Source organism: Bradyrhizobium sp., from assembly GCF_016219575.1.
Lineage (GTDB): Bacteria > Pseudomonadota > Alphaproteobacteria > Rhizobiales > Xanthobacteraceae > Bradyrhizobium.
On record NZ_JACRMG010000007.1, the window covers coordinates 44,633 to 61,634 of the forward strand.

Genomic DNA, 17,002 nt, shown 5'->3' on the forward strand with positions numbered 1-17,002 from the left:
GCGTGCATTGCGACAATTCTGAGAAATCGCCCGTTAAGCTTGGCGTTCAAATTATGGCGGCGACTGCCCGCAACTCTCCCTGAGTCAGACATTCTTTTGCCCCGCGCCGGCAATTGCATCGCAGACGGACAATCGGGAGTCCGGCAAGGACGTGAGCAACAGACGCAGCATCCAACGCCAGCGCGCACAGCGGCTGCTGGCGGCAGGAGGGATACTGGCCGCAACCGTCGCGATGATGTCGATCGCGATGGCGGCTGAAACCACATCGTCGCGGGACGCCATCGTCGTCGAAGGCAATCGCCGCGTCGACGCCGAAACCATCCGCTCTTATTTTCACGCCGCGCCCGGCGGGCGCTACGACGATGCCTCGCGCGACGCCGCCTTGAAATCGCTGATCGCGACCGGCTTGTTCGCGAACATCGCGATCGACCGCGCCGGCGACAAGCTCGTCGTGCGCGTCACCGAGGCGCCGGTGCTTGCCCGCGTTGCATTCGAAGGCAACAAGAAGGTCAAGGACACCGACCTTTCCGCGGCGATCGAATCCAGGCCGCGCGGCGCGTTGCAGCGCGCTACGGTGCAGTCCGATGCAAACCGGATCGTCGAGATCTACCGGCGCGCCGGACGTGACCAGGTCATCGTCAAGCCCGAGATCATCGACCGGGGCAATGGCAGCGTCGATCTCGTCTATGCAATCACGGAAGGTACGAAGACGCCGGTACGAAAGGTCGAATTCACCGGCAACCGCACCTTCGGCAGCCGGCAGCTCCACGCCGTCATCAAGACCTCTGCACACTCGATGCTGAGCTTCCTCACAGGCGGCGACGCCTACGATCCCGATCGCATCGCACAGGACCGGGAACTGCTTCGTACCTACTATCGCAGCAAGGGCTATGCCGATGCCAGCGTGACTTCGGCCAGGGCCGAATACGATCCCGCGCAAGAGGGATTCACAGTGACCTTCGCGATCGACGAAGGCCAGCCCTACAAGTTCGGCGACGTCAATGTCATCTGCAACATTCCGGGCGTCGATACCGGCCTTTTGTCGCGCGTGGCGTCGATCCGCAATGGCGCCCGGTTCGATGGCAATGCCCTCGACAAGACGACCGAACAGTTCGCCATCGAGCTGTCGAAGCTCGGCTATCCCTTTGCGCACGCAACGCCGCGCATCACCAGGGATCAGGCCGCGCAGCGTATCGACATCTCCTTCGTCATCGAACAGGGCCCGCGCACCTATGTCGAGCGCATCGAAATCCACGGCAATTCACGCACCCGCGACTACGTGATCCGACGCGAGTTCGACTTCGGCGAGGGCGATCCCTACAACAAGACCCTGATCGACAGGGCGGAACGCCGCCTCAAGAGCCTGAGCTACTTCAAGACCGTGAAAATCTCGAGCCGTCCGGGTTCCTCGCCGGACCGCGTGGTGCTCGACGTCGAGACCATCGATCAACCGACCGGCGACATCAATTTCGCCGGCGGCTATGGCACTACGGACGGCTGGCTCGGCGAGGTGAAAATAAGCGAGCGCAATCTTTATGGCACCGGTCTTGACGTGAGGGCGGCCGCGACCTTCGGTCAGTATGCGCGCAGCATCAATCTTTCGGCATCCGAGCCGTACTTCCTCGGCACACGGGTCGCGGCCGGCATCGAACTGTTCGGCCGGCAAAGCGACCCCTCGTACTACCAATCCTATGGAAGCGCGACCTATGGCGGAGCGCTGGTGTTCGGCACGCCGCTGACCGAACAGCTCGGCGTGCAGTGGCGCTACTCGCTCTACAACCAGAACATCACGCTGTCGCCGAACAGCAATGGCCTTGTCGCGTCCTTGCCGATCCAGCAGGCAGCGGCGGCCGGCTCTGCCTGGGTGTCGCAGGCCGGAACCACGACCACCTTCAATACGCTCGACAACAACAAGAGCCCGACCAGTGGAATCCGGTCGCAGCTCAGCCAGGACATCGCCGGCCTCGGCGGCGACGTACGTTTCCTGCGCACGACGTCAGACACACGCTACTATCACCAACTGAACAGCGACGTCGTCGCCATGGTGCGCGGGCAAGGCGGTTACATCACCGGCTGGGGCGGACAGCAGGCGCCGCTGATGAACACGTTCTTCGGCGGCCCGACCATGGTACGAGGCTTTGCGCCCTATGGGTTCGGCCCGCGCGACCTGACGTCGGGCTCCACGCGGGACAATGTCGGCGGCAGCATGTATTTCGCGACGACCGCCGAGCTGCAGAGCAGCATTCCCGGCGTGCCCGACGAATACGGATTGAAGGCTACCGCTTTCGTCGACGCCGGCAGCGTGTTCGGCTACCGCGGTCCGACTAGCTTCTCGGGCCAGTCGATCCAGGTCGCCGACAAGAACATCGTGCGTTCCTCGGTCGGCGTTGGCCTGACCTGGGCCTCGCCCTTTGGCGCGCTGACGGTCGACTACGCCGTTCCGTTGAGCAAGGCCGCCTATGATGTGGTGCAGCCGCTGCGCTTCAGCGCGGGAGGCTTTTGACGGGTATGCGCGCCGACGCCGCAAACCCGTAGAACAACGCAAGGCGGTCCAGGCACTCCTGGAAACGTCGCGCAAGATAGTCCTTCCAGCGCTGGGTGATAAGGCCGCGGCTTTCGCCGACCTGCTGCATGGTCATGCCCCGGATCAGCACCTCATGGACCAATGCCGTGCCGTCCGCGCCGAGCTCTTGTTCGATGCGGTTGAGCCGCACGACCGCCCGCCTCTGCGCTTCCGTGACCGGCTCGCGCACTTGGCCGCCGTCGACGCGTTCGCGGGTCGGATCGACGGCCCGGGGACCGCGTTCCGCCTTCTCCCAGTCGTTCTGGAACGCGCGGCCGCCGCGATATTGCGCGTCGTCGATCTGATGATGCGTGTGCAACTTGGCCAAGGGATCGTCGCGGGTCGAGCGCAGGGCGACAATCTTGTCGCCCGGCTCGGTGCCGAAGGGGTCGTCGACCTGGATCGGCGCGACCTCGGCGTTGAGCGGCAGATCCTGTGCGCGCCGGTCATATGCGGTTGAGGGATCGTATGCTTTCCGGCGCTTCCTGCGTGCCATTCTTGACTGCCTCCACTCGAAATTTGCCGACTGCCGCGACCAGGCGAAGCGGTGCGGCACTGATGGCTGGTTTGACCGGAACATCGGGATTGCGCGTGAGATGGAAATGCGGCGTGCAATAGCTCGACCCCTTGCATCGGGGGTGGCCGCAGAAGGTGATGGCCTCGCCCTCCTCGTCGCCGCCATAGGGATAGCGGCAACTACCCTCTTCGAGCTCGATCAACTCAAGGCGACGCGGAACAACCTCGACACAGCGAAGCTGCACCCCCTCGACGCGCGAAAAAACAGGGCGGCGTCGCAAGAGCTTCAGCAACGCGGAATCATCGGCTCGCGGTCTCACCACTGGCTGAAATTGGAATTCCGTCGTCTCGAGCGTCGGCTTCGGCCGATCCGGCTCTCCGAGCCCCATCCGCCGCGCCCGTCCGAGCGCGGCGTTGCGGGAATAAGCGGTGCCGAACCTTGCATTCATGGCATCCGCGGCATCCTTGTAGGACATTCCCCTTGTCACAAACTCCCGTAGCGCCTCGCAATGCGCGGGCGGCCAGCACAATGGCTCCACCTGTCTCGTTCCCGTCTCTGTTCACCGGCCGCCAACCTGACCCGCTATTACGCTATTCCGAATATACGGTCAAGCCATTTTTCTGAAAACCGGCATTGATTTCCTTTATGAAATTCGGAATGAATGGAAAATCGGAAAGGGGAATCACCATGCTTGACGTCAAAATGATCGAACGGGGACTGAAAAAGACCGGCAAGTCCAAGGGCGGGCTGGCCGCCGCCATGGGGGTGCGGCCGGGCGCGGTATCGGAAATCTTCTCGGGGATCAGGCTGATCAAGGCCTCCGAGGTCGAGCCGATCATGGAATATCTCAGGCTCAACTGGGTGCCGGTCATGGGGCGCGTCGGCGCCGGAGCCATGATCGAGCCCGAGTATGAGCAGGTGCCGCCGGAAGGCCTCGGCGAGGTCGAATTACCCTTCCCGGTCGACGACGAAACCATCGCTTTCGAGGTCACCGGCGATTCGATGCTGCCGAAGTACGAAAATGGCGACGTTATCGTGGTCTACAAGGATCAGCGCCATCCGGTGTCGAGCTTCTATGGCGAGGAGGCCGTGGTGCGGCTGAAGTCCGGGGAGCGCTACCTGAAGACGATCGAGAAGGGCAAATCGCCGACCCTGGTGAACCTGGTCAGCTTCAATGCCAAGGCAATCAACGGGGTAAAGCCCGAGTGGATCGGCGAAATTTTCGTCACCCTGCCGCGCGGCCAGATCCAGCGGATGCGTGCCAAGGCGGCCAAGCGAACCAAGAAGGGCGGCAGGTAGCCGGATCGGGTGTCCCGCCCCAGGCGTCCCTGATTCGCCCCCCTGACCGGAAAGGGCGCCGCGCACCTCGCGGCGCCCTTTCATTTTTCGGAATTTGACGCTTGACTTGATTCCGATTTTCAGGAATACTACCACGTAGCGCAACCTCGTCGCGGCCGGATTCCGATGCAGTATTTCGTTGTGATGATCGACTACGGGCGTCGCGGCCGCGAGGCGATCGTCGATCCCGAGATCACCCGGCGTGAAGTCGTGGCCCGCGTCGCATCCGGTGAGTACAGGAACATCAGCTTCATTCACGAAGTCGCCGATTCGTCCGTCGAGGACGTCACGGCCGATATTCTTGCCGAGGCCACCCTGCCCGAAGTCGAAGCGGATGAGATCGATCTGCAGGCGGCGCGCCTCGATCATCTTCGCGATCTTCGCAAGCACACCGCGGACCAGCACGGAACCCTCGTCAGTCCCGGCGATCCGATTCGCGGATAGCAAACTCCATCATCAAAATGATGTGACGGCACGCGCCCGGCCCTCGCGTGCAGAATCAATATCTCGTCTCGCTTCGGTCGCACGATCTTCACGTAGCCCCGGTAAGAGGCCCGCAAGCAATGCCGTGATCCGTTCGAGGCACCATGGATATCGAGTTCGACTGCGACCTCACCCCGGACCAGTGGGAAGCGCTGAAGGCGCTCCGCCAGCGGGTGACGGCCGAACGTCCGCGCAGTCGCCATATCCTGGAAAGCCTCGTCGCGCTCGATCTTGTGTCGATCGATGGCGGCTTGCCCGTTATGACGGCGCGCGGACGGCGAGTGCTGATCCGGGGCTCGTCGCGGCTGCTGGACGTCGCCGCCTGAAAGCGTGGCGACCGCAACCGCCTTTACGCGGGCGGCAAGATATGGCTCAACTTCCCCGTCAAGCAACAACGGGCTCGCGGGCATCCTCTTGCCACATGAGCCGACGGGGAGAAAAATGGCCCGCCTGCCCTACCTGGAGGCCGATCAGGTCGCGCCCGAATATCGCGACATGCTCAAGCGCAACACCAATCTGCACAAGCTTCTGGTCAATTCACCCGATATGGCCCGCGCCTTCAACGGCGTCGGCGGCTACATCCGCTTCAAGAGCAAGCTCGATCCGCGCCTGCGCGAGCTGGCCATTCTTCAGGTCGGCTGGCTGGAGCGATCTGAATATGAATTCACCCACCACGTGAAGATCGGCAAGGAATTCGGCGTCACCGACGACGACATCGCCGGCCTGATTGCGGAGACCGAGGGAAGGCCATCGAGACTCGAACCGCTCGCAAAGGCGATCCTGAAGGGCGCGCGCGAGATGGTGCGGGAACTGGCGATGTCGGAGGCGACCTTTGCCGAAATCAAGCGCGAGCTTTCCGACGAGCACATGACCGACCTCGTGCTCACGATCGCATTCTATTGCGCCGTAGTCCGCGTGCTGGCAACGATGAAGATCGACAACGAGCCCTACTACAAAGAGGTACTGCAACAGTACCCTATCCCGGGAGTGAGCTGACATGCGCCTGAAAGATCGCATCGCCATCGTGGTCGGCGCGGGCCAGAGTCCGGGGGAAGGCATCGGCAACGGCCGCGCCACGGCCCTGACCTTTGCCCGTGAAGGAGCAAGGGTGCTGTGCGTCGATCACAATCCTGCTTCCGCCCAGGAGACCGTGGACATGATCGCGGCCAAGGGCGGTACGGCCATCGCCTTCGAGGCGGACGTCACGAAGGACGCGGACATCAAGGCCATGGTGGCCGATGCCCACGGCCGCTGGGGGCGCGTCGATATCCTGCACAACAATGTCGGGGTCAGCCTCTCTGGTGGCGACGCCGAATTGCTCGCGATCACCGAGGAAGCCTTCGATCGCTGCGTGGCGATCAACCTCAAGAGCTGCATCCTCGCGGCCAAGCACGTCATCCCGATCATGCGCCAGCAGCAAAGCGGCGCCATCATCAACATCTCCTCGATGGCGGCGATCACGACCTATCCCTATGTCGCCTACAAGGCCACCAAGTCGGCGATGATCGCTTTCACGGAACAGCTGGCTTACCAGAATGCGGAGTACGGCATCCGCGCCAATGTCATCCTGCCCGGCCTGATGAACACGCCGATGGCCGTCGATACCCGCGCCCGCGAGTTCAGGAAGAGCCGCGCCGAGGTCGAGGCGGAGCGCGACAGCAAGGTGCCGCTGCGCAGGAAGATGGGCACCGGCTGGGACGTCGCCAATGCCGCGCTGTTCCTGGCTTCCGACGAGGCAAGCTTCATCACCGGCGTGACACTGCCGGTGGACGGCGGCGCCAGCGTCCGGCGCGGCTAGAGCGCGTCGCGCGACGGCCTTCGCATCAGGAGTTCGCCCGCGCGAACTCGCAGGCCTTCCCTGACGTTCCCGCCGAACTCGAAGTCGCCGGGCGCGAGGATGATGATGGTCGAGCCGTGCTCGAACCAGCCAAGTTCCTCGCCCTTCCGGACCTCGACATCGCAGGGAAAAACCGTCGGCCCCCGGGTTTGCGCATTGAGGGTGAGGTCGAGGAAATGCAGACGGATGCTCGCGACCAGGATTGCCGCCACAGGCACCAGGGTCAGCGCCTCGCCGGTCCGCAGGCGGCTGCGGATGACCGCCCGCTCGTTCTTGCAGAACAGCCGCTCCACACGCTTCAGCGCAATCGGGTTGACGTTCCAGGTGTCGCCATGAATCAGCGTGACACGTTCGATACGGGCGTCATGCGGCGCATGGAAGCGGTGATACATGCTCGACGTCAGCCGCAGCGTGATGAAGCGGCCGTTGCGATGCTGCTCCACCAACTGGGGATCGCCTAGCAGGTCCAGCAGTGAATACGGCGCGCCCTTGACCTGGAACAGCTCGGTATCGGCGATCCGGCCGAACGCGCCGACGATGCCATCGCTGGGACTGGCCACGGTGGCCGGGTCCGGATCGAAGGGGCGCAGGCCGGGCTTCAGCTCCCGCGTGAAGCAATCGTGCAGGCTCCTGAATTCGGTCTTCTTGGCCTCGGACAGATCGAGGTCGGAGAACAGCCGCCAGCACGCGATCGAGAAATCCCGCACGATCGGGTTCTCGATCTTGCTGAACCAGCCCATGAAACGGGTGATGGCTGCCCGGGGAATCCGGTTGGTCAGCAGGAAGTTGATGTCTTCCTGCTGGGTGAAGGTGGAGATGAGGCCTTTGACTGTCATGAAACTGTCAGCACGGCTGGTTAGCGCTGTTCGGCATGGATTCACCCACCTTGATTCTCTCCCTGTCCACCGCCGCAGGCGCTGCCGCCGCGGCCTTCCCCAGATTGCAGGCCCGTCTGGCGCTGTCGCGCGCCAAGCATCGATCGCTCACGGGCCATTCGAAGATGTCGCGCGCAATCGCGCGGTTGATCCCGCACTACGAGTTCGATGTTGACGAATTCTTTCGCTCCGACGGCGCACCGGCGGCCATTGCCACCCAGCGCCAGGACGCCTTCTTTAGGCTCGCCCGCCTCTATGCAGAGCGCTACCCCAAGGGCCGGGCGCTTACGGCGGAGGCGGCGGAGCGCATCTCCGACCTGCAATTCACCAAGGCCTACCGCGTACCGTTCCAGTACAGCCGGCTGGTGCAGGAATATCTCGGCAGCAGTTCGTTCGTGGCATCCTCGTCCGGCGTCACCGTCACCGACGTCGACGGCAACGTCTCTTACGACCTCACCGGCTCTTACGGCGTCAACATTTTCGGCAACGATTTCTACAAGGAGTGCATCGCCAGGGCGGAAGCCCGTGCGCATGCGCTCGGCCCCGTGCTCGGCACCTACCATCCCGTGGTTGCCGACAATGCAAGACGGCTGTGCGAAATCTCCGGACTCGACGAGGTTTCCTTCCACATGTCCGGCACCGAAGCCGTCATGCAGGCCGTGCGGCTGGCACGCTACCATACGAAGCGATCGCATCTGGTGCGTTTTGCCGGCGCCTATCACGGCTGGTGGGGCGACGTGCAGCCAGGCGTCGGCAACCCCGTCTCGCCGCACGAGACCTATACGCTGGCCGAGATGTCGGAAAAGACGCTGCGCGTCTTGCGCACCCGCCGCGACATCGCCTGCGTGCTGGTCAATCCGCTGCAGGCGCTGCATCCCAACAGCAACGCGCCCGGCGATTCCGCGCTGGTCGACAGTTCCCGCATCGGCCGATACGACCGCTCGGCCTACACCGAATGGCTGAAGACGCTGCGCGAGGTCTGCACCGAGCGCGGCATCGTGCTGATCTTCGACGAGGTCTTCGTCGGCTTCCGGCTCGCCGCCGGCGGCGCCCAGGAATATTTCGGCGTCCGCGCCGACATGGTGACCTACGGCAAGAGCCTGGCGGGCGGATTGCCAATCGGTGTCGTCTGCGGCCGCAAGGATCTCATGCGCCGCTTCCGCGCCGACCGCCCCGCGGACGTCTGCTTTGCCCGCGGCACGTTCAATTCGCATCCCTATGTCATGACCGCAATGGATGAATTCCTGACGCGGTTGGCCGATCCCGCCTACCGCAGGATCTATAAGGGACTTGACGATCTCTGGAATGCGCGGGCGAAGAAGCTGAACGAGATGATGACGGCCGCCGATCTGCCTGTCCGCGTCAGCAATCTCTCCTCGATCTGGATGGTCCATTATACCGAGCCGTCCCGCTACAACTGGATGCTTCAATACTATCTGCGCGCCGAAGGACTGGCGTTGAGCTGGGTCGGCACAGGCCGGCTGATCTTCAGCCTGAACTACGGCGATGCTGACTTCGCCGCCCTGGCCGAACGCTTCGTCGCTGCGGCCGGCAAGATGAAGGCGGATGGCTGGTGGTGGCACGATGCGGCACTCACCGACAAGGCCATACGCCGTCAGATCCTGAGAGAGATGCTGACAAGAAAACGGCTGCGGTGAACCGCAGCCGTCGCTCAGTCGGTTACTCATCTTACGCGTGCTTGACGTGCTTCTCGAGGCCGGGGTCGATCAACTCACCCTTCAGCAAGGCCAACGGCGCCTTGTAGTAAAGTTTGAAGTCGTTGAAGGGGTCGGTGATGATCTTGGTCATCCAGACGAGGCCGGTCTCGACGTCGCGGATGAAGAACAGGTGCACGGTGCGGAACAAGAGGCCACCGATACCGACCGCAAGCCATATCTTGGCAACCTGCCGGGCAAAATCGGTAAACGTTGTCCAGGGCTCGAACAGTCCGAACACGGTCGGATCGAGCACCAGCACCAGCGGCGACAACGCCCAGATCGACATCAACACGACCTTGCGCTGCAGGTTATAACCCACCTTGATCTCTTCCTTGTGCTCGTGGGTCGCCTGGTTGACGTGATCGTACCCCTTCGGCTCGAAGAAGAAGTGCCCCGCCTGGCGTGTGCTCATCGATACCAGCCAGCCGACCAGCGCCGACACCACGGGATCGATGAACAGCATCACATAGGCAAACAAGAAGCTGACCGCGCTGACGAAGTGCAGGCTCTGGTTGATCCGGCTGTGGTGATAATAGCGATGGTCATCCCAGCGCTGGGTTCGCAGTTCTTGCAGGAAATTCTTGATCATCTGGTCTCCCCAAGGTCTTTCGTGATTCTTTTTTACGCGGCTTCGATGTCTGCCGTGTGACATCATCATGATGACATGTGACAATGCCCGGCGAAGCAATGACGCGACGAGACGCCTGGTCGCCTTCGTCAGGCGGCGGCCGCGATATCGATCTTGCGGAAGCGGACCAGCGAGAAGTGGCCGAGCGGCGGCACCAGACGGCGCTCTACCAGCTCGATTCCCTGCGTACCCGCCAGCCATTTGGCGTAGCGCGACCAGGCGAACTCGGCAGTGCGGAAGCCGAGCGGACGCACCACCGGCTGCAGGCGCTGTTCGATGAAGCGGCGCATGCCTGCGTCGGCGCTGACCCGGGTCAGGATGATCAGTTCGCCGCCCGGACGAAGCACGCGCGCGAATTCGTCGAGGGCCGCCTCCGGGTTTGGCACCGCGGTCACGACATATTGCGCCATCACCACGTCGAAGGAATCATCGGGAAATTCGAGCTTCTCGGCATCCATCACCGCGAGGCCCTCGACGTTCTTGAGGCCTGATTCGGCGACGCGCTTCTTCGCCTTCTCCAGCATCGCTTCGGAAATATCGGTACCGAAGATGCGCAGATGCGGCGCATATTGCGGCAGCGAGATGCCGGTTCCGACGCCGACCTCGAGCACGCGACCGCCGATCCGGTTGGTCGCGGCAATCGCCGCCCTTCTGCCCTTGCTGAACACGCCGCCGAAAACGAGATCGTAGATCGGGGCCCAGCGGTCGTACGCCTGCTCGACCGTCGCGCGGTCGAAGTCGAGTTGCTGCGTGCCGTCGAGCTTGATGATTTCTGCCATGATCAGTTTGCCTTGTTGATGCGATATTCAATTAGCCCTGCACCGCGCTCTGGCCGGCCACGCGGCGCACCGGACGCGGCGCACGATTCGGCTGCAGCGCCGTCAGATTGCCGAGGAATTGCCGTGCGCTGTTCTCCCAGGAGCGCTCCAGCGCGAAATTCCTGCAGGTCTCGCGCGACATTTGCAGCGCCCGCAAACAGGCGGCGCGCAGATCGTGGTCGATGGCGCCGATCGGGCGATCGGCAATGACATCTAGCGGTCCCGTGACCGGGAAGGCCGCCACCGGCGTGCCGCAAGCCAGCGCTTCCAACTGCACCACGCCGAACGTATCGGTCAGGCTCGGGAAGACGAAGACATCGGCGGCTGCAAGATGCGAGGACAGATCCCTGCCCTTCTTCTCGCCGAGGAAATGAATGTTCGGGTATTTGCGCTCCAGCTCCGCCTTTTGCGGGCCGTCGCCGACGACGACCTTGGAGCCCGGCAAATCGAGCCCCAGAAATGCTTCCAGATTCTTCTCAACCGCGACGCGCCCCATGGTCATGAAGATCGGACGCGGGAGGTCGAGCTTTGCCGGCTCATCGGGCCGGAACAAACCGGTGTCGACGCCGCGTGTCCAGAAGCCGAGCCGCCGGAATCTTCGCTCCGCCAGTTCGCGGCGCAACGAGTCGGTCGCCACCATGACCATGGACGAGGCGGAGTGAAACTGCCGCATGACGGCGTAGCCGAAGCTCTCCGGAATGCCGGTGCGCACGGAGACATATTCCGGAAACCGCGTGGTGTAGGAGGTCGTGAAAGCCAGCTTGTGCCGTCGGCAATAGGCGCGCACTGCCCAGCCGATCGGCCCTTCCGTCGCAACATGGATTGCATCGGGCGAAACAGCTTCGATCCTGCGCGCAATCTCGCGGCGGTTCGGCAAGGCGATCCGCAGCCCCGGATAGGTCGGGACCGGCATGGAAGGAAAGCCTTCCGGGGTCAAAAACTCGATTTCCTCGCCGAGCGCCGATGCGCTATTGGCCAGCGAAGTCAGCGTCCGGACGACGCCGTTAACCTGAGGATGCCAGGCGTCTGTCGCGATCAATATCGGCATATCCTCACCTTGGGATTTGCGTTTGATTCTCAGTCCCGACGTTCGGATATGGATATTTCAGGCGTGTGACGTCATGCACCTGTCAGGTTCTTTTTCGACTCCTTAACGGCCTTTTTCGTGTAACGTGACAGAACGATGTCAGAGGTAGACGACAATTCCCGGGTTTCCCGCCGGCGGCGGAAGCGAAAGAGCTACGCGCTTCTGGTCCTGGCGGCGGGTATTTTCCTGTTCGGAATAGCCGCAGGCGCGCTGTACCTGTTCCTGCAGCCGACCACCCTGCGTATCGCAGTCGGCCCGCCCAACAGCGAAGACCAGAAACTGGTCCAGACACTCGCCCAGATCTTTGCGCGAGAGCGCAGTTCGATCAGGCTCACCCCCATCACAACGGACGGATCGGTCGAAAGCATCGCGCTGTTCGCGGCCGGCAAGGCCGACCTTGCGGTGGCGCGCGGCGATCTGGGGCTGCCGACCAACGCCGATTCCGTCGTCATCCTGCGCAAGAACGTCGTCGTATTGTGGGCGCCGTCCGGCTTGCCGCCCAAGGGATCGAAGCGACAACCAAACCCCAAGATCAAGTCGATCGACCAGCTTGCCGGCCATCGTGTCGGCGTCATCGGCCGGACGCAAGCCAATGTCACCTTGCTGCGTGTGATCCTCGCGGAGTCCGGCGTCAACACCGACAAGGTCAGCGTCACACAGTTCGCCGTCAATCAGATCGCCGAAATGGCCCGCGATACGACGCTCGATGCGTTCATGACGGTCGGTCCGCTCGACAGCAAGATTACCAGGGACGCCATTGCAGCGACGGCCGCCAGCCGCGGCGAACCAAAATTCCTGGCGATCGATGTTTCCGAGACGATCGCGAAAAAGCATCCGCTCTACGAGTCCGAGGAAATTCCCGCAAGCATCTTCAGCTCCTCGCCCGCACGCCCGGAAGACAAGGTCGACACCGTCAGCGTCAATCACCTGATCATCGCACCGCGTTCACTGTCGGACTCAAAGGTCGGTGCCTTTGCAAGGCAGGTATTCAACGTCCGCCAGCAGCTTGCCCGGGAATTGCCGAATGCGCCGAAAATCGAGAAGCCGGACACCGACAAGGATGCCGCCCTGCCGGCGCACGAAGGTGCAGCCGCCTATTTCGACGGCAACGAACGAACCTTCCTCGAGAGATACACCGACTACATCTGGGGCGTCATTCTCGTGCTTTCCGGCCTGGGATCGGTCGGCGCATGGCTGCAGCACTACTGGAAGCGGAATGAGCGCGAGCAATACGAGACGCATCGCGACAACCTCCTCAAGCTGATCTCGAAGGTACGGCAGGCGGAAACGCCGGAGGCCCTGGTAGCCATGCAAGCCGAGGCCGATGATATGCTGCGCGAGACGCTCGACTGCTACGAGGATGGCGCGATCGAGGAATCCGACCTGTCGGTGATCGGCCTCGCACTCCAGCAGTTCCATCATGCCGTGTCGGACCGCCGTGTGACGCTCGGATCCGGCGCGTTCGATGCGCCGCGCATGCGGGCAATGTGAGGACGCGCGAGTTTTGGCGAAGGGCCATGGGCACCGAGACCGAGATCAAGTTTGAAGTCTCCCCCGGCGACCTGCAGAAACTGGCGGCCTCGCGCAGCCTGCGGCCCAGCGACGGCCAGCTTGTCGAGCATCGGCATCTCGTCTCGACCTATTTCGATACGTCCGACCACACGCTCAGGCGCAACGGCATCTCGCTGCGTATCAGGCGGGCCGGCAAGAAACGCATTCAGACCATCAAAACATCCGCCAATGGCGTCGCCGTCGAACGTAACGAATGGGAGAAACGCATCGACGGCGACGAGCCGGACTTGCGCGCGGCGCGCGGCACGCCGCTGCAGCGACTTTTGTCCAAGCGGTCGAAACGCGACCTCGATGCGGTGTTCTCGACCCACGTCCATCGCACGCTGGTGCCGCTGCGTCCGGGCAACAGCCGGGTCGAGCTCGCCCTCGATGAAGGGCACATCCGCGCGGGGCTCTATTCCAGCCCCCTTGCGGAGGTCGAACTCGAGCTGAAGAGCGGCTCGATCGGCGATCTCTTCAAGACAGCCCGCATGGTGGCGAAGCTCGTTCCCGCGAGGCTTGCGTTGAAAGCCAAATCGCAGCAAGGCTACGACCTGATCACCGACCAGGCGACGGCATCGGTCTCGGCGGCCAGGATCGTGCTGCCCGCCAAGCCTACGCTCGCGACCGCCTTTCAGGCGATCGGCCGATCCACCCTGCATCACGTCGCCGCCAACGAGCCGGCCGTCCTGGCCGGCCTGCCCGAAGGCGTGCACCAGATGCGGGTCGGGGTGCGCCGCTTGCGTGCCGCGCTCTGGGTCTTCTCCGATCTGCTTCGCTGCAAGCAGACCGAATCGATCAGGAGTGACCTCAAATGGCTCTCCGGCAAGCTCGGGCAGGTGCGCGATCTCGACGTTTTCCTGACGACACGCGTCAAGCGCCTGGAAGCCGCCGACCCGCCGATCGCGGGACTTGGCGACCTCGTCGCCGAACTGGAGTACAGGCGTGCAGTCGCCGCAGAAGCGGCGAAGACCGCCATCGCCAGTGCGCGCTACCGCATGCTGATCCTGAATGCGCTGGAATGGATAGAGGACGGCGCCTGGCTGAGACTGCGCCCCGCACTCCGCGAACAGCGCATCAAGCCTTTTGCCGCGAAACTGTTCACCCGCCGGGTTGCAAAGGCCAGGAAGCGCGCGAAAGACATCGGCAAGCTCAGCGTCCATGATCGGCACAAGTTGCGTATCGCGATGAAGAAGCTGCGCTACAGCATCTACTTCTTCGAGAGCCTGTTCGACGGTCACGCCAGCAGGAAAGCGCTCGCCAGGTACAAGGACTGCCTCGGCAGCCTGCAGGACAATCTCGGTGCCCTCAACGACATTGCAGTGCACCAGAGGATGGTGACCCGGTTCAGGAACGACATCGAGAGCCGGAAATCCGAGCCGGTGGCCTTCGCTGCCGGGGCCGTGGTCGGCACCGAGCGCAGTGAAACCGAAAAGCTGCTCGCCGCCGCCGAAGCGGCCGCTCGCAGGCTGCAGCGCGCCGGGGAATTCTGGAGCTAGCCATCCGGCTGTAAAATGCCTGCGATTGCGCTAGTCTTCCCGCCTCGGAGGACACACGATGAGCGAAGCACCCGGCGTCCGGACCTCAACGGATTATCCAATCCCCGCACAAATGAAGGCCTGGGTGCTTGGTGGACCGGATGAGCTTTTCCTTCGCGACAAGCCGGTGCCCATGCCGGGACGTGCGGAGGTGCTGGTCCGCATCGACGCCGTGGCGATCTGCGCGACCGACCTCGAAATCATCCACTCCGGCTCGCCCGCCAGCATTCAGGGCGGCCTGCCCTTCAACAAGAACTTTACGCCGGGCCATGAGTATATGGGCACGGTGGTCGCGCTCGGGCCCGACGTCGACGAATACCGGATCGGCGAGCGCATCAGCGTGGAGATCCATGCCGGTTGCGGTCAGTGCAAGCGCTGCCGTCAGGGCATGTACACGTCATGCCTGAACTACGGCAAGCCCGAAAAGGGTCACCGCGCCAATGGTTTCACCACCGATGGCGGCTTTGCCGAATACGCGGTCAACCACATCAATACACTGGCGCGAGTACCCGACACCATGAGCGATGCCGAGGCGACGCTCGTCGTCACGGCCGGCACCTCCATGTACGGCCTGACTGAACTGGGCGGGCTGGTCGCCGGCGAAAGCGTCGTCGTGATCGGCCCGGGCCCGATCGGATTGCTGGCCGTTGCCGTCGCGAAGGCGATCGGCGCAAGTCCGGTGATTCTGACGGGAACACGCAACAAGCGCCTTGCCATCGGCAAGGAATTGGGCGCGGACCGGACCATCAACATCAACGACGAAGATGCCGTGGCGGTTGTCAGGGAACTCACCGGCGGCATCGGCGCCGACTATGTCGTCGAATGCGCAGGTACTGAGCCCACCATCGATCAGGCCATCCGCATGACCAACCGTGGCGGCAAGATTTGCCTCGCCGCTTTCCCGCACGAGCGCGTCACGCTCGACATCGCGCAGCTCGCGAAGAACAACATCTATCTGTACGGCATTCGCGGCGAAGGCCGCAGCGCCACCCGCCGCGCCATGGCGCTGATGGCGGAAAAGCGCTTCGATGCGACCAGGATCCACACCCACACGTTCCCGCTCGCCGACCTGCCGACCGCGCTGCGCTATGCGCGCGAGCGGATCGATGACGCCATCAAGGTGGTCGTCACCGTCAGGCAGGCCGCCGCGGTCGCAAGCGCGGCGGAATAGCCGGACCTTAGCGGCCCTCGAATTTCGGCTCGCGCTTTTCCATGAAGGCCTTGATGCCTTCCTGCATGTCCGCCGTCTTGAACAGCGGCAGCAATTGCAGATAGACGTGGTGAACGTGGTCCGGAAACGTTTCGTTCAGGCCCATCCGCATCATGCGCTTGGCCGCTTGCACGGCAAGCGGCGCGTTGGCTGCGATTTCCTGCGCGATCTCGCGGGCCCGGCCCATCAGATTGGCATCGGGGACCACTTCGTTGGCGAGGCCCCACTCCAGGCATTCCCGCGCCGAGAGAGTACGGCCGGTGAAGATCAGTTCCGACGCCTTGGCCCAACCGATCATGCGCGGCAGAAACCAGGTGCCGCCCGACTCCGGCACCACGCCGCGTTTGACGAAGGCGGCCGCGAGCTTCGCCGATTCCGCCATGATGCGGATGTCGCAGCCGAGTGCGGTATCCATGCCGTAACCGGCCGCGCCGCCGTTGACGGCGCAGATCGTCGGCTTGTCCATCGCCTGCATCACCGTCGGCGGCGTGTTGCGCAAATCGAGGGAAGTCGAGGACGATGCCGAACTCAGGCCGTCACCGCTGCGCTCTCTCCGCAAATCGAGACCTGCGCAGAAAGCCCGTCCGTTGCCGGTGAGGATCACGCAACGGACATTGCGATCCTCGTTGGCCCTCACCAGCAGCTTCGTGAGGTCGTTGAGCATCGGTCCGGAAATCGTGTTCATCCGTTCCGGCGCGTTCAGCGTGATGACGGCGATGTGCCCGTCCACGTCATACAGGACTTCGTTCGATTCCGTCTCGATGGCGCGCTTGGCCTGGTCCATGGCGATTGCCCTTCCCAATAACTCGTCACATGGAGCAGTAACGCGACCTGGCGGC

General features: G+C 63.1%; 17 protein-coding genes. 10 read left to right on the forward strand and 7 right to left on the reverse strand.

The window, feature by feature from the left end; translation table 11 throughout:
* The first annotated feature begins 151 nt into the window (after positions 1-151).
* Positions 152-2,503, forward strand: a complete 2,352-nt coding sequence (bamA, locus tag HZB49_RS04440; RefSeq protein WP_365856642.1) for an outer membrane protein assembly factor BamA — start codon at positions 152-154, stop codon at positions 2,501-2,503.
* On the opposite strand, the gene HZB49_RS04445 is transcribed toward bamA, so the two are convergent.
* Both HZB49_RS04445 and HZB49_RS04450 read right to left on the reverse strand, forming a co-directional pair.
* Positions 2,484-3,059: a hypothetical protein gene (locus HZB49_RS04445; RefSeq protein ID WP_291609292.1), complete on the reverse strand. Its 576-nt coding sequence runs from the start codon at positions 3,057-3,059 to the stop codon at positions 2,484-2,486. The genes bamA and HZB49_RS04445 overlap by 20 nt on opposite strands.
* Complete coding sequence (locus HZB49_RS04450; RefSeq protein WP_291609293.1) at positions 3,010-3,618, reverse strand: GcrA family cell cycle regulator; 609 nt, start codon at positions 3,616-3,618, stop codon at positions 3,010-3,012. The genes HZB49_RS04445 and HZB49_RS04450 overlap by 50 nt, the downstream gene beginning before the upstream one ends.
* A 149-nt stretch (positions 3,619-3,767) precedes the next feature.
* Here HZB49_RS04450 and HZB49_RS04455 point away from each other — a divergent pair, with 149 nt between their 5' ends.
* The 5 genes from HZB49_RS04455 to HZB49_RS04475 all read left to right on the forward strand — a co-directional run bounded on the left by HZB49_RS04455 (position 3,768) and on the right by HZB49_RS04475 (position 6,699).
* Positions 3,768-4,379: an XRE family transcriptional regulator gene (locus HZB49_RS04455; RefSeq protein WP_291609294.1), complete on the forward strand. Its 612-nt coding sequence runs from the start codon at positions 3,768-3,770 to the stop codon at positions 4,377-4,379.
* Positions 4,380-4,544: 165 nt separating this feature from the next.
* Positions 4,545-4,862 (forward strand): hypothetical protein, encoded by a 318-nt coding sequence (locus tag HZB49_RS04460; protein WP_291609295.1) that lies wholly within the window; start codon positions 4,545-4,547, stop codon positions 4,860-4,862.
* 143 nt (positions 4,863-5,005) lie between these two features.
* Positions 5,006-5,227, forward strand: coding sequence for a hypothetical protein (locus HZB49_RS04465; RefSeq protein WP_291609296.1), 222 nt, complete (start codon positions 5,006-5,008; stop codon positions 5,225-5,227).
* Between the two features lie 115 nt (positions 5,228-5,342).
* On the forward strand, positions 5,343-5,897 hold the full coding sequence (locus HZB49_RS04470; RefSeq protein ID WP_291609297.1) for a carboxymuconolactone decarboxylase family protein: 555 nt from the start codon (positions 5,343-5,345) through the stop codon (positions 5,895-5,897).
* A 1-nt stretch (position 5,898) separates the two neighbouring features.
* Complete coding sequence (locus HZB49_RS04475) at positions 5,899-6,699, forward strand: SDR family NAD(P)-dependent oxidoreductase (RefSeq protein WP_291609298.1); 801 nt, start codon at positions 5,899-5,901, stop codon at positions 6,697-6,699.
* Here the strand turns inward: HZB49_RS04475 and asd are convergent.
* On the reverse strand, positions 6,696-7,574 hold the full coding sequence (asd, locus tag HZB49_RS04480) for an archaetidylserine decarboxylase (protein WP_291609299.1): 879 nt from the start codon (positions 7,572-7,574) through the stop codon (positions 6,696-6,698). The genes HZB49_RS04475 and asd overlap by 4 nt on opposite strands.
* Positions 7,575-7,609: 35 nt before the next feature.
* Here asd and HZB49_RS04485 point away from each other — a divergent pair, with 35 nt between their 5' ends.
* Entirely contained in the window at positions 7,610-9,271 is a 1,662-nt protein-coding gene (locus tag HZB49_RS04485; protein WP_291609300.1) for an aminotransferase class III-fold pyridoxal phosphate-dependent enzyme, read from the forward strand.
* Between the two features lie 31 nt (positions 9,272-9,302).
* On the opposite strand, the gene HZB49_RS04490 is transcribed toward HZB49_RS04485, so the two are convergent.
* The 3 genes from HZB49_RS04490 to HZB49_RS04500 form a co-directional block, all read right to left on the reverse strand.
* Complete coding sequence (locus HZB49_RS04490) at positions 9,303-9,920, reverse strand: hypothetical protein (protein WP_291609301.1); 618 nt, start codon at positions 9,918-9,920, stop codon at positions 9,303-9,305.
* 128 nt (positions 9,921-10,048) lie between these two features.
* Positions 10,049-10,738: a methyltransferase domain-containing protein gene (locus HZB49_RS04495; protein WP_291609302.1), complete on the reverse strand. Its 690-nt coding sequence runs from the start codon at positions 10,736-10,738 to the stop codon at positions 10,049-10,051.
* Between the two features lie 31 nt (positions 10,739-10,769).
* Positions 10,770-11,825 carry a glycosyltransferase family 1 protein gene (locus HZB49_RS04500; RefSeq protein WP_291609303.1) on the reverse strand — a complete coding sequence of 352 codons (1,056 nt, stop codon included), beginning with the start codon at positions 11,823-11,825 and terminating at the stop codon, positions 10,770-10,772.
* Positions 11,826-11,960: 135 nt separating this feature from the next.
* Between HZB49_RS04500 and HZB49_RS04505 the strand changes: the two genes are divergently transcribed.
* The 3 genes from HZB49_RS04505 to HZB49_RS04515 are packed head-to-tail and all read left to right on the forward strand — an operon-like array spanning position 11,961 to position 16,124.
* Positions 11,961-13,355 (forward strand): TAXI family TRAP transporter solute-binding subunit, encoded by a 1,395-nt coding sequence (locus HZB49_RS04505; protein ID WP_291609304.1) that lies wholly within the window; start codon positions 11,961-11,963, stop codon positions 13,353-13,355.
* Between the two features lie 26 nt (positions 13,356-13,381).
* A complete protein-coding gene (locus HZB49_RS04510) occupies positions 13,382-14,914 on the forward strand; it encodes a CYTH and CHAD domain-containing protein (RefSeq protein WP_291609305.1) in 1,533 nt (510 codons plus the stop codon).
* A gap of 58 nt (positions 14,915-14,972) precedes the next feature.
* The gene (locus HZB49_RS04515) at positions 14,973-16,124 is read left to right on the forward strand and encodes a zinc-binding dehydrogenase (protein ID WP_291609306.1); all 1,152 of its coding nucleotides are present in this window, start codon (positions 14,973-14,975) and stop codon (positions 16,122-16,124) included.
* A 7-nt stretch (positions 16,125-16,131) separates the two neighbouring features.
* On the opposite strand, the gene HZB49_RS04520 is transcribed toward HZB49_RS04515, so the two are convergent.
* Positions 16,132-16,947, reverse strand: a complete 816-nt coding sequence (locus tag HZB49_RS04520; protein WP_291609307.1) for an enoyl-CoA hydratase-related protein — start codon at positions 16,945-16,947, stop codon at positions 16,132-16,134.
* Positions 16,948-17,002: the final 55 nt, after the last annotated feature.